Origin of the sequence: Yoonia ponticola (genome assembly GCF_014199395.1) — a bacterium.
In the GTDB taxonomy this organism is placed as follows: Bacteria; Pseudomonadota; Alphaproteobacteria; order Rhodobacterales; family Rhodobacteraceae; genus Yoonia; species Yoonia ponticola.
In genome coordinates this window covers 287,242-299,324 of record NZ_JACIJM010000004.1, presented here as the reverse complement: position 1 = coordinate 299,324, position 12,083 = coordinate 287,242, and the positions used below count along the sequence as shown (strand labels likewise).

Annotated in this window: 12 protein-coding genes; all 12 read left to right on the top strand. The window is 55.6% G+C overall.

Translation table 11 applies throughout. The features are described 5' to 3' along the window. The first annotated feature begins 61 nt into the window (after positions 1 to 61). The 12 genes from nuoG (at position 62) to nuoN (ending at position 12,049) form a co-directional block, all read left to right on the top strand. Positions 62 to 2,080: an NADH-quinone oxidoreductase subunit NuoG gene (gene nuoG / locus FHS72_RS08810; protein WP_183528155.1), complete on the top strand. Its 2,019-nt coding sequence runs from the start codon at positions 62 to 64 to the stop codon at positions 2,078 to 2,080. Next, positions 2,081 to 2,473, top strand: coding sequence for a hypothetical protein (locus tag FHS72_RS08805; RefSeq protein WP_183528153.1), 393 nt, complete (start codon positions 2,081 to 2,083; stop codon positions 2,471 to 2,473). It begins immediately after the preceding gene. Between the two features lie 9 nt (positions 2,474 to 2,482). Then, positions 2,483 to 3,523 (top strand): NADH-quinone oxidoreductase subunit NuoH, encoded by a 1,041-nt coding sequence (gene nuoH / locus FHS72_RS08800; RefSeq protein ID WP_183528151.1) that lies wholly within the window; start codon positions 2,483 to 2,485, stop codon positions 3,521 to 3,523. Between the two features lies 1 nt (position 3,524). Continuing rightward, on the top strand, positions 3,525 to 4,019 hold the full coding sequence (nuoI, locus tag FHS72_RS08795; protein ID WP_183528149.1) for an NADH-quinone oxidoreductase subunit NuoI: 495 nt from the start codon (positions 3,525 to 3,527) through the stop codon (positions 4,017 to 4,019). A 21-nt stretch (positions 4,020 to 4,040) separates the two neighbouring features. Continuing rightward, positions 4,041 to 4,466 (top strand): DUF4259 domain-containing protein, encoded by a 426-nt coding sequence (locus FHS72_RS08790; RefSeq protein ID WP_183528148.1) that lies wholly within the window; start codon positions 4,041 to 4,043, stop codon positions 4,464 to 4,466. Further along, on the top strand, positions 4,463 to 4,858 hold the full coding sequence (locus tag FHS72_RS08785) for a carboxymuconolactone decarboxylase family protein (RefSeq protein WP_183528147.1): 396 nt from the start codon (positions 4,463 to 4,465) through the stop codon (positions 4,856 to 4,858). The genes FHS72_RS08790 and FHS72_RS08785 overlap by 4 nt, the downstream gene beginning before the upstream one ends. Continuing rightward, entirely contained in the window at positions 4,855 to 5,460 is a 606-nt protein-coding gene (locus FHS72_RS08780; protein ID WP_183528146.1) for an NADH-quinone oxidoreductase subunit J, read from the top strand. Before FHS72_RS08785 ends, FHS72_RS08780 begins: the two co-directional genes overlap by 4 nt. 337 nt (positions 5,461 to 5,797) lie before the next feature. Further along, positions 5,798 to 6,157, top strand: a complete 360-nt coding sequence (locus FHS72_RS08775) for a hypothetical protein (RefSeq protein WP_183528145.1) — start codon at positions 5,798 to 5,800, stop codon at positions 6,155 to 6,157. Positions 6,158 to 6,593: 436 nt separating this feature from the next. Continuing rightward, positions 6,594 to 6,899, top strand: a complete 306-nt coding sequence (nuoK, locus tag FHS72_RS08770; protein ID WP_183528144.1) for an NADH-quinone oxidoreductase subunit NuoK — start codon at positions 6,594 to 6,596, stop codon at positions 6,897 to 6,899. 4 nt (positions 6,900 to 6,903) lie between these two features. Next, positions 6,904 to 9,045, top strand: a complete 2,142-nt coding sequence (gene nuoL, locus FHS72_RS08765) for an NADH-quinone oxidoreductase subunit L (RefSeq protein WP_183528142.1) — start codon at positions 6,904 to 6,906, stop codon at positions 9,043 to 9,045. Next, entirely contained in the window at positions 9,045 to 10,598 is a 1,554-nt protein-coding gene (locus FHS72_RS08760; RefSeq protein ID WP_183528140.1) for an NADH-quinone oxidoreductase subunit M, read from the top strand. Before nuoL ends, FHS72_RS08760 begins: the two co-directional genes overlap by 1 nt. An 11-nt stretch (positions 10,599 to 10,609) precedes the next feature. After that, positions 10,610 to 12,049, top strand: a complete 1,440-nt coding sequence (gene nuoN, locus FHS72_RS08755) for an NADH-quinone oxidoreductase subunit NuoN (protein WP_183528138.1) — start codon at positions 10,610 to 10,612, stop codon at positions 12,047 to 12,049. Positions 12,050 to 12,083: the final 34 nt, after the last annotated feature.

Here is a 12,083-nt window from a genome sequence, read left to right as displayed (position 1 = left end):
CTCCCAAAGCGGTCGCACATTTTGGTGTGTGATGCTGCCACGGGATTGATAAAGGCGCGATATGTCTGATCTGAAAAAAGTCGTCATTGATGGAACCGAAGTCGAGGTGGATGGGGCGATGACCCTGATCCAAGCCTGCGAAGAAGCCGGCGTCGAAATCCCACGGTTCTGCTACCACGAACGTCTGACCATCGCGGGCAACTGCCGCATGTGTCTGGTCGAGGTTGTCGGCGGCCCGCCAAAGCCAGCCGCGTCCTGTGCCATGCAAGTCCGCGACTTGCGCCCTGGTCCAGAAGGCCAGCCGCCAGTCGTGAAAACCAATAGCCCTATGGTCAAAAAGGCCCGTGAAGGTGTGATGGAGTTCCTCCTGATCAACCACCCGCTGGACTGCCCGATCTGTGACCAAGGCGGCGAATGCGACCTGCAAGACCAAGCGATGGCTTACGGCGTAGACTTCAGCCGCTTCCGCGAACCAAAGCGGGCGACCGAAGATCTGGATCTCGGTCCACTGGTCGAAACCCACATGACGCGCTGCATTTCCTGCACCCGCTGCGTGCGCTTCACAACCGAAGTCGCAGGCATCCACCAGATGGGCCAAACGGGCCGTGGTGAAGATGCAGAGATCACATCTTACTTGGGCGAAACGCTCGATTCGAATTTGCAGGGCAATATCATCGACCTGTGTCCGGTTGGCGCACTTGTGTCCAAACCATACGCATTCACGGCACGTCCTTGGGAATTGACCAAAACCGAATCCATCGACGTGATGGACGCGCTTGGCTCGAACATCCGCGTCGATACCAAAGGCCGCGAAGTCATGCGATTCTTGCCGCGCAACCATGACGGCGTGAACGAAGAATGGATTTCTGACAAAACACGTTTCGTTTGGGACGGCCTGCGCAGGCAGCGTCTCGACACACCTTACATCCGTGAAAACGGCAAACTGCGCAAAGCCACGTGGCCGGAAGCATTAGCTGCTGTTGCAGCTGCGATGCAGGGCAAAAAAGTTGCAGGCCTCGTTGGCGATCTGGTGCCAGTTGAAGCCGCATTCGCGCTCAAGCAATTGATCGAAGGGCAGGGCGGCAACGTCGAATGTCGCGTCGATGGGGCGAAACTGCCAATCGGCAACCGCTCTGCTTATGTTGGCACAGCCGCGATCGAAGATATCGACGACGCGAAAATGGTTCAGCTGATCGGCACGAACCCGAAACTGGAAGCCCCTGTGCTGAACGCGCGGCTGCGCAAGGCATGGTCTGCGGGCGCTGATTTTGGCTTGATCGGTGAAAACGTCGATCTGACATTCCCGACATTCCACATGGGCACCGACCGCGACACGCTGGTTGAAACTGTTGGCAAAGACTTTGGCGACGTTCTCGACAAACCATCCATCGTGGTTGTCGGCATGGGCGCATTGCGCGAAGCCGACGGCGAAGCGGTGCTGTCCCAAGCCATGGACTTGGCCACAAAGACAAAATCCAAATTCCTCGTGCTGCACACGGCCGCTGGCCGCGTGGGCGCGATGGACGTGGGCGCTGTCACTGAGGGCGGGCTTGATGCTGCACTCGACGGGGCAGAGGTTGTCTATAACCTCGGCGCTGACGAAGTCGAAATCAAAGACGGCGCGTTTGTGATCTACCAAGGGTCGCACGGTGACCGTGGCGCACACCGCGCTGACGTGATCCTGCCGGGTGCCGCCTATACCGAAGAAAACGGATTGTTCGTGAACACCGAAGGGCGTCCACAACTGGCGCTGCGTGCAGGTCACGCACCGGGCGAAGCGAAAGAAAACTGGGCGATCCTGCGGGCCTTGTCTGCGGAACTGGGGGCCACACTGCCTTACGATTCCATGGCGCAACTGCGCACAGCAATCGTCGCAGCACACCCGCATCTGGGCAAAATCGACGGTGTCGCAGAAAACGAATGGCAGCCAATCGCGGTCAAAGCGCCGGGCAAAGCGAACTTTGTGAACGCCGTGACCGATTTCTACCTGACCAACCCTATCGCACGGGCCTCGCAACTGATGGCTGAACTGTCATCAAATGCCAAAGCCCGCGCCAACGCACCACTGGCCGCCGAGTAAATGCGGGCCGCCGCCGTCATAAGCGCTGTTGCCCTCGCGGGCTGCACCAGCATCGGGACCGCAGACGTGTCCCGCGATGCGTTTGCGCCTGTGTACCACGGCATCGAGACGCGGTTGCTGGACGGTGACTTGGTGAACTTTCGGGTGGCCATGACGGGCGCACAGACCCAAGCGGACGTGGATCAATACGCCCGCTGCGCCGCGGCCCAATATACCCTGATCCGGGGCTATGGATTTACGCGCCACGTGCGCACGACAAGCGCCCAAAACGGGGCAATTTGGACCGGTGACGCGGTCTTTGTGATTTCGCCAGAGTTGCCAGCAGGCAATCGAACAATTGACGCCGAAGTGACCGTCGCAGATTGCGGCGCGTCCGGAATTCCAACGGTGTAGGGGACCAGAATGATTGAGTTTTTCACCAATACCAACCTTGGCATGGTCCTTGTGATCTTAGGCCAATGTCTACTGGTTTTGATCCCGCTGTTGGTCGCCTTGGCGTTCCTGATGTATGCTGACCGCAAAATCTGGGCCGCTGTCCAGATGCGCAAAGGGCCAAACATGGTTGGCGCTTTCGGGTTGTTGCAATCCTTTGCGGATTTCTTGAAATATATCGTCAAGGAAATCGTCGTGCCTGCGGGCGCTGACAAAGGCGTCTTCTTCCTTGCGCCAATGATTTCGTTCGTTCTGGCCGTGGTTGCATGGTCGGTAATCCCGTTCAATGACGGCTGGGTCGTGTCCAACATCAACGTGGCGATCCTGTTCGTCTTCGCGGTGTCCTCGCTCGAAGTCTACGGCGTGATCATGGGCGGTTGGGCGTCGAACTCGAAATACCCGTTCCTCGGCTCGCTGCGCTCCGCAGCCCAGATGATCTCCTACGAAGTCTCGCTTGGCCTGATCATCATCGGTGTGATTATCTCAACCGGTTCAATGAACTTTGGCGCGATTGTCGCAGCGCAAGACACAGATTACGGCATCCTAGGCTGGTACTGGATTCCACATTTCCCGATGGTGTTCCTGTTCTTTATCAGCGCTTTGGCGGAAACAAACCGCCCACCGTTCGACCTTCCCGAGGCGGAATCAGAACTGGTGGCTGGCTACCAAGTTGAATATTCATCCACACCATTCCTGCTGTTCATGATCGGCGAATTGATGGCTGTCGTGCTGATGTGCGCGCTGATCTCGCTGCTGTTCTTCGGTGGCTGGTTGTCACCACTGCCATTCCTGCCGGACGGTGTCCTGTGGATGATCCTGAAAATGGCGATCGTGTTCTTCTTCTTCTCGATGGTAAAAGCGATCACACCGCGCTACCGCTACGACCAATTGATGCGGATCGGCTGGAAAGTCTTCCTGCCAATGTCCCTCGCATGGGTCGTGTTCATCGCCTTCATGGCAAAATTCGAAGTGTTCGGCGGCTTCTGGGCACGCTGGGCGGTAGGAGGCTGATATGACCCAAATCGACTACACCCGCGCCGCGAAATACTTCCTGCTTCAGGATTTTTTCCAAGGCTTCAAGCTGGGCTTCAAATACTTCTTCGCACCCAAGGCGACGTTGAACTACCCGCACGAAAAGGGGCCACTTAGCCCACGTTTCCGCGGTGAACACGCGTTGCGCCGCTATCCAAATGGCGAAGAACGCTGCATCGCCTGTAAACTCTGCGAAGCGGTGTGTCCGGCCCAAGCGATCACCATCGACGCGGAACCACGCGACGATGGATCACGCCGTACAACGCGCTACGACATCGACATGACCAAATGTATCTACTGCGGTTTCTGCCAAGAAGCCTGCCCAGTGGACGCGATTGTCGAAGGTCCGAACTTTGAATTCTCCACGGAAACCCGCGAAGAACTCTACTACGACAAAGACAAACTGCTGGCGAACGGCGACCGTTGGGAAGCCGAAATCGCACGCAACTTGGAAATGGACGCACCTTACCGATGATCTGCGGACGGGTTTCATAAGATGAGCGCTTGGGGAACAGGTAGCTTTGACAACGACGGGGCGTTGGACTTTCTTGCGGATTACCGCGAGGGGACAGCCGCCGTTGTGGAAACCGTTTTGCGTGACATCGCGAACCTGGACGACGGCACCTATATCGAAGCCGACGCAGGGCAGGCGGCGATGGTCGCGGGCGAAGTGATCGCCGCGTGCCACGACAACCCGTCAGAGGCGCTTGACGAAGACATGTTGGCCGATCTGCAAACGCACCGCGCTGCAGTGGTGGAAAATCTTGATCTGATCGACTATGCTGTGACGGCCATTCCAAAGGTCTTGGCATCAGAAACATCCGAAGTTGCTGAATTCTGGGAAAATGCGTCGCCCGAAGACGCTGAGAAATTCCAGAACAACGCGGCTGATTTACTGACACGCTTGGGGGATATCGTATGACTGAAAATCCATTCGAAGCGATGATGAAGATGGGGCAGGACTGGGCCAAAGAAATGAACCCAGAACTGGAAAAACTCGTGCCCAAAGGGTTCGAGGACATGTTCCCCACCATGCCAAAAGACATGATGGAAATGTTCATGGGCAAGGGGGCTAACCCCGAAGGTTTGGATGCGAAAACCAAACTCTTGCTGACCTTGCACGGGCTGACCATCGCCGGCGCACTTGCTGAGCCGCAAATCAAATTGACCGTGCGCCACGCCGTCGAGGCCGGAGCGACTAGCCAGGAAATCGCAGAAACCATCGCCCAAGCCGCGATGTTTGGCGGTGTACCTGCGATGACAAAGGCCATGGAATTGGCCACAGATGTTCTAGACAAGGACCAAAGCGCATGACTGTTCTGTCGTTTACCTTCTACCTCTTTGCCATTTCCGCACTTGTGGGTGGCCTTTTGACGGTGATTAGCCGCAATCCGGTGCATTCGGTGCTGTGGTTGATCCTTGCGTTCCTGTCGTCGGCGGGTCTGTTCGTCATGCTTGGCGCTGAATTTGTCGCGATGCTGCTGATCATTGTTTATGTCGGCGCGGTTGCGGTGTTGTTCTTGTTCGTTGTCATGATGCTCGACGTCGATTTCGCTGAACTCAAGGCGGAAATGACCAAATATTTGCCGCTCGCGCTACTGATCGGTGTGGTTTTGGTCATGCAACTGATGATCGCACTGGGCGCGTGGGGCTTTTCCGACGGGGCGCAACTGCGTGCGCAAGCGCCGATCGCTGACGTTGAAAATACCGCAGCCCTTGGCCTGTTGATCTACGACAAATACTTCATGCTGTTCCAATTGGCGGGTCTGATCCTGCTGGTCGCGATGATCGGCGCAATCGTTCTGACACTGCGTCACCGTGTTGATATCAAACGCCAAAACGTACTGGCGCAGATGTACCGTGATCCGGCCAAAGCGATGGAAATGAAAGACGTGAAACCAGGGCAGGGGCTGTAAGCACCACCCACTCACGTCAGAGATCAAAGGCCCGTTGGTTGCAAAACCGGCGGGCCTTTTTCATGTCCACATGGAAACAATCTGTTTCGGCCTACAGCGCCGCGATTGCCGAAATTTTGCCTTTTAGCGGGCCAATCTTCATAATTATGCCACGGAATTCAGGTTAATTCAGCAGGCTGGCTTGATCTTGCTGGTGGTCATCTGACTGAGGTATTTTCCTCACCTAGACACCACTCCATTGATTTTAAACAGTAAAACGGTTTGACCTAAAGGGGCTGCTTCCTTTTGCCAAGCCGATGGAATTGAACGACTTGAAATATGGACAAGGACTAAAACGATGAAAAAAGTACTTATTGCTGCCACATTTGCAGTATGCGCGTCGGTAGCTTCTGCGCAATCAGAGTCCGAACTGGACAACGCGGCGGTCGAAACTTCTGAACAAAGCGTCAGTTACACCGTGGTGAGCGAAGGCTCTATGCCAAACGGCACCCATGCCATCACCGTGCGCAGCAATGACGTGGGCGAAAACACCTACACAAAATTCTCCGTCAGCTGCGATCCCTACCTGATTGGTGTCGTCGCGACTGCCGACTCGATGGACGAGCTGTCCGACAACCCGAACAACGATCCAATCATGGAAGAAATCGTGCGTGGCTCTGGCGAAAACCAGATCGCCGATGAAGCCTGCGGTATCTAATTCGCACAACTTGTCCTTGTGATCGGGCGAAACCAACTGGCGCATGTGCCCCCACTTTGCCCACGCGGTTTCGGTCGATCACGGACGATAATGTGACACGATAGGGGCTGTCGCGGCCCCTTTTCTACGTCTGATCGCAGGCGGAATGCCTTCAGAGAATCCTCTGTGATCGCAGCACAGGGCAGGGCAGTGTGACCTGAAAACCTCGATGCCTCGGGCCCCATCCGGACATAAACCTTTCAGTCACTTACGGTGCCAAATTCCTAAATTTCGGCCCGTTCAGAAATTAAAGCCTATATAGAGCGCCCTCAATCGCAGTTTGACGGGTCGTAGGGCTTGAACCTCTACCCCCAAACTGACTATGACGTGATGGAAATACCGCGCCCGCGCGTCGGGTGCCGAACCGGAGATCGCCACTCCGAAGGGGATGCACAATATGATCGGACTTGAACATTATCTCGCGGTGGCAGCAGCCCTGTTTGTAATTGGGATTTTCGGACTTTTCTTGAACCGTAAAAACGTGATCATTTTGCTGATGAGCATCGAATTGATGCTTCTCGCGGTGAACATTAACCTTGTCGCCTTTTCTAGCTACCTCGGTGATCTTGTCGGCCAAGTGTTCACATTGTTTGTGTTGACCGTCGCCGCTGCCGAAGCCGCGATTGGTCTTGCGATCCTTGTATGTTTCTTCCGCAACCGTGGCACCATTGATGTTGAAGACGTCAATGTGATGAAGGGCTAAGACTATGGAAACCATCATCCTCTTTGCCCCGCTTGTTGGCGCGCTTATTGCTGGCTTTGGCTGGAAGATCATCGGCGAGTCTGCGGCGCAGTATTTGACCACTGGTCTGTTGTTCCTGTCCGCGATCCTGTCTTGGGTCGTGTTCTTCAGCTTTGACGGCACCACCGAGAACATCCAGATCATGCGCTGGATCGAATCCGGTAGCCTGTCCACGGACTGGGCGATCCGGATGGACCGCCTGACCGCGACCATGTTGATCGTGATCACCACAGTGTCCGCCTTGGTGCACCTGTATTCATTCGGCTACATGGCCCACGACGAAAACTTTGGCGAAGGCGAAAACTACAAAGCCCGCTTCTTTGCCTACCTGTCGTTCTTTACTTTCACGATGCTGATGCTCGTGACCGCCGATAACCTCGTGCAGCTGTTCTTTGGCTGGGAAGGTGTGGGCGTCGCGTCTTATCTGTTGATCGGTTTCTATTACAAGAAACCATCCGCCAATATCGCCGCGATGAAAGCCTTTGTCGTAAACCGTGTTGGTGACTTTGGCTTCTTGCTGGGCATCTTCGGCATCTACATGCTGACCGACAGCATTAAATTCGACGACATCTTTGCGCAAATGCCGCAGATCGCTGAAACCACAATGTCCTTCCTTTGGTTGGACGTGAACGCGGCCAACCTGTTGGCGTTCCTGTTGTTCGTCGGTGCGATGGGCAAATCAGCGCAACTGTTCCTGCACACATGGTTGCCAGACGCGATGGAAGGCCCGACACCTGTGTCCGCCCTGATCCACGCCGCGACCATGGTTACGGCGGGTGTTTTCCTTGTGTGCCGCATGTCGCCTCTGATGGAATTTGCACCTGAAACCAAAAACTTCATCGTGTTCATGGGCGCATCGACTGCATTCTTTGCCGCGACTGTTGGCCTTGTGCAAAACGACATCAAACGCGTTATCGCCTATTCCACCTGTTCGCAGTTGGGCTACATGTTCGTGGCCGCAGGCGTCGGTGTCTATTCTGTTGCGATGTTCCACCTGCTGACACATGCGTTCTTTAAAGCGATGTTGTTCTTGGGCGCGGGCTCCGTGATCCACGGGATGCACCACGAGCAAGACATGCGGAACTACGGCGGCTTGCGTCACAAGATGCCAAAGACCTTCTGGGCGATGATGATCGGCACATTGGCGATCACTGGCGTGGGTATCCCACTGCTATACATCGGTTTCCCCGTTGGGTTCGCAGGCTTTGTGTCCAAAGACGCGATCATCGAATCTGCGTTTGCGTCCGGTAACGGCTACGCCTTCTGGATGCTCGTGATTGCAGCCCTGATGACCAGCTTCTACAGCTGGCGTCTGATGTTCCTGACGTTCTACGGCAAACCGCGCGGCGACAAGCACACGCATGACCACGCCCACGAAAGCCCGAACGTGATGTTGGTGCCTTTGGCTGTACTTGCCGTCGGTGCGATCTTCTCGGGGATGTTCTTTTACAAGGACTTCTTTAAGTCCGACCAATACGTTGGTGAATTCTTTGGTGTGATCGAAAAATCAGACTACGCAGAAGACCACGCAACCCTCGGGTTCACACTGGTATCACCTGCCCATGCGGCAACCGAAGCCACCGACGAGGCCGAAGGCGACCACGCCAGCGACGACGCCGAAGGCGACCACGCTGGCGCATGGCCCGCAACACCGGGGCAGGGTGCGATCTTTAAACACCCCGACAACCACGTGTTGCACGAAGCACATAACGTGCCGGTTTGGGTCAAGCTGTCACCGTTCTTTGCCATGCTCGCGGGTTTTGCACTGGCGTTCCAGATGTACATCCGTCGCCCTGATCTGCCAGCCAAACTGGCCGCACAACAGGCGCCGCTGTATAACTTCTTGCTGAACAAATGGTACTTTGACGAGCTGTATAACGTCATCTTCATCCGTCCAGCAGTCGCCATCGGCCGTTTCTTGTGGAAGCAAGGCGATACCAAAACAATCGACGGCGGTATCAATGGCGTGGCTTTGGGCATCGTTCCATTCTTCACACGGCTCGTGAATAAAGCGCAGTCCGGCTACATGTTCACTTACGCATTCGCGATGGTTCTGGGGATTACTGTGCTTCTCACATATGTCACTCTGTTTGGGGGGGCGCACTAATGAGCAACCTTCTTTCACTGACAACATTCATCCCGCTTGTTGGGGCAGCAATCCTTGCGCTGTTCCTGCGTGGCAACGACATCGCCGCACAGCGCAATGCGAAATGGGTGGCGCTTGCCACTACAATCGCGACCTTCATCGTGTCCTTGTTCATCATCGGCCAGTTTGATCCGTCAAACACCGGCTTTCAGATGGTCGAAGAACGCGACTGGCTGCTGGGCCTGAAATACAAAATGGGCGTCGACGGGATTTCGGTCCTGTTTGTGATGCTCACCACATTCCTGATGCCGCTTGTGATCGCGTCTTGCTGGAACGTCTCTGACCGCGTCAAAGAATACATGATCGCGTTCTTGCTGCTGGAAACGCTGATGCTCGGCGTGTTCATGGCGCTGGACCTCGTGCTGTTCTACCTCTTCTTCGAGGCTGGTCTGATCCCGATGTTCCTCATTATCGGCATCTGGGGCGGGGCGAACCGGATTTACGCATCCTTCAAGTTCTTCCTCTACACGTTCCTCGGCTCGGTTTTGATGCTGGTGGCGATGGTGGCAATGTTCACTGACGCTGGCACCACAGATATTCCAACGCTGATGACACACACATTCGCGAACGAAAACTTCTCGGTCCTTGGCGTGCAGATCATCGGCGGTATGCAAACCCTGATGTGGCTCGCCTTCTTCGCATCCTTCGCTGTGAAAATGCCAATGTGGCCGGTCCACACATGGTTGCCAGACGCACACGTGCAGGCCCCGACAGCGGGTTCCGTCGTGCTTGCGGCGATCCTGTTGAAAATGGGCGGCTACGGCTTCTTGCGCTTCTCGCTGCCCATGTTCCCAATCGGCTCCGAAGTCATGGGGCCGCTGGTTCTGTGGCTTTCCGTCATCGCGATCATCTACACGTCGCTTGTGGCTTTGGTCCAAACCGACATGAAGAAACTGATCGCCTATTCCTCCGTCGCCCACATGGGTTACGTGACAATGGGTATCTTCGCGGTCAACCAACAAGGTATCGACGGCGCGATCTTCCAGATGATTTCCCACGGCTTTATCTCTGGCGCGTTGTTCCTTGCAGTTGGCGTGATCTACGACCGGATGCACACACGTGAAATCGACGCTTACGGCGGTCTGGTGAACCGGATGCCAGCCTATGCGCTGATCTTCATGTTCTTCACGATGGCGAACGTCGGCCTTCCGGGGACCTCTGGGTTTGTGGGCGAATTCCTTGTGCTGATGGGTATCTTCCAAGTGAACACATGGCTTGCCGTATTCGCAGCAACAGGCGTGATCTTGTCGGCGGCCTATGCGCTATGGCTCTACCGCCGCGTTGTGATGGGCGACCTGATCAAGGAAAGCCTGAAAACAATCACCGACATGACCAGCCGCGAAAAATTCATTATGGCTCCGCTGATCTTTATGACCTTGCTGCTGGGTGTTTACCCCGCGCTGGTTCTCGACATCATCGGGCCAAGTGTTGCCGCTCTGGTTGACCAATATGACACCGCAACAGCCGCTTTTGGCGCTGCTGCTGATCTCGCCGCCGCACCTGCAGCGCATTAAGGACAGACATCATGATTTCCGCTGACCTTTCCATTGTCCTTCCCGAAGTCCTGCTGGCGCTCTACGCGATGGCAGCCCTTCTGATCGCGGTTTACACCAGCAAAGACGGCATGGCCTCTTTGTTGACGTGGACCACGGCGGGCGTGTTTGTCTTGCTAGCCGTCTGGATGATGATCAACGGCTCAGGGACCCAAGAAGCGTTTGGTGGCATGTTCATCAACGACGGCTTCGCGCGGTTCTCTAAGGTTGTGATCTTGCTGTCCGCAGCTGCGATCCTGCTCATGTCCGAAGGCTACATGCAGCAACGCGGCTTGCTCAAATTCGAATATCCGATCCTGCTGGCTTTGGCTGTTGTCGGCATGTTGGTCATGGTATCGGCGGGCGACCTGATGGCGCTGTATATGGGCCTCGAATTGCAGTCTTTGGCACTCTACGTGGTTGCATCGCTGCGCCGCGACTCAGTCAAATCGACTGAAGCGGGCCTAAAGTATTTCGTTCTCGGCGCGTTGTCCTCTGGTCTGCTGCTCTACGGCGCATCGCTGACATACGGCTTTGCGGGCACCACATTGTTCTCGGGCATTATTGAGGCCACATCGGACGACCCATCCTTGGGCTTGCTCTTCGGCGTCGTGTTCCTGATCGCTGGTTTCGCGTTCAAGGTTTCGGCAGCACCATTCCACATGTGGACACCAGACGTCTACGAAGGCTCACCAACACCAGTGACAGCATTCTTTGCGACAGCCCCAAAGGTTGCAGCCATGGCCCTGTTCGCCCGTGTTGTGCATGACGCATTCGGCGGCATCGTCAGCGACTGGCAACAGATCGTGGCATTCTTGTCGGTTGTGTCAATGTTCCTCGGCGGTATCGCCGCGATCGGTCAGACGAATATCAAACGCCTGATGGCGTATTCCTCGATCACACACATGGGCTTTGCGCTGATGGGCTTGGCGGCTGGTACGGCATTCGGCGTGCAAGCGATGCTGATCTATATGGCGATCTACGTAACCATGAACGTCGGGACATTCGCATTCATCCTCGCAATGGGCCGCGACGGTCAAGTTGTGACGGATATCAACAGCCTCAAGATGTACTCCAAGAACCAGCCGGCACGTGCGCTTGCAATGCTGATCCTGATGTTCTCGCTGGCAGGTGTGCCACCGCTGGTCGGCTTCTTTGGCAAATTCTACGTGCTGCGTGCAGCCTATGACGGTGGCCTTGCATGGCTCGCGGTTGCGGGTGTTGTGGCCTCTGTGATCTCGGCGTTCTACTACCTGCGCATCGTGTATTTCATGTACTTCGGTGACGAAACCGAAGGCGCGTTGGATTCCAAAATGTCACCTGTTCTGTGGGCGTTCCTGATGGGCTCTGCGGCGGCGATGGTGTTTGGTGTGTTCAACCTGTTCGGGATCGAACCTGCGGCAGCAGCAGCGGCAGCGACGCTTGTTAACTAAGAAGATGCTTTGCATTCTGCTTGGCAATCAAGCA

What these genes read in the sequence shown, in the direction of transcription:
- nuoG (WP_183528155.1), top strand. Translation starts at nt 62, where the DNA reads ATGTCTGATCTGAAAAAAGTCGTCATTGATGGAACCGAAGTCGAGGTG.
- FHS72_RS08805 (WP_183528153.1), top strand. Translation starts at nt 2,081, where the DNA reads ATGCGGGCCGCCGCCGTCATAAGCGCTGTTGCCCTCGCGGGCTGCACC.
- nuoH (WP_183528151.1), top strand. Translation starts at nt 2,483, where the DNA reads ATGATTGAGTTTTTCACCAATACCAACCTTGGCATGGTCCTTGTGATC.
- nuoI (WP_183528149.1), top strand. Translation starts at nt 3,525, where the DNA reads ATGACCCAAATCGACTACACCCGCGCCGCGAAATACTTCCTGCTTCAG.
- FHS72_RS08790 (WP_183528148.1), top strand. Translation starts at nt 4,041, where the DNA reads ATGAGCGCTTGGGGAACAGGTAGCTTTGACAACGACGGGGCGTTGGAC.
- FHS72_RS08785 (WP_183528147.1), top strand. Translation starts at nt 4,463, where the DNA reads ATGACTGAAAATCCATTCGAAGCGATGATGAAGATGGGGCAGGACTGG.
- FHS72_RS08780 (WP_183528146.1), top strand. Translation starts at nt 4,855, where the DNA reads ATGACTGTTCTGTCGTTTACCTTCTACCTCTTTGCCATTTCCGCACTT.
- FHS72_RS08775 (WP_183528145.1), top strand. Translation starts at nt 5,798, where the DNA reads ATGAAAAAAGTACTTATTGCTGCCACATTTGCAGTATGCGCGTCGGTA.
- nuoK (WP_183528144.1), top strand. Translation starts at nt 6,594, where the DNA reads ATGATCGGACTTGAACATTATCTCGCGGTGGCAGCAGCCCTGTTTGTA.
- nuoL (WP_183528142.1), top strand. Translation starts at nt 6,904, where the DNA reads ATGGAAACCATCATCCTCTTTGCCCCGCTTGTTGGCGCGCTTATTGCT.
- FHS72_RS08760 (WP_183528140.1), top strand. Translation starts at nt 9,045, where the DNA reads ATGAGCAACCTTCTTTCACTGACAACATTCATCCCGCTTGTTGGGGCA.
- nuoN (WP_183528138.1), top strand. Translation starts at nt 10,610, where the DNA reads ATGATTTCCGCTGACCTTTCCATTGTCCTTCCCGAAGTCCTGCTGGCG.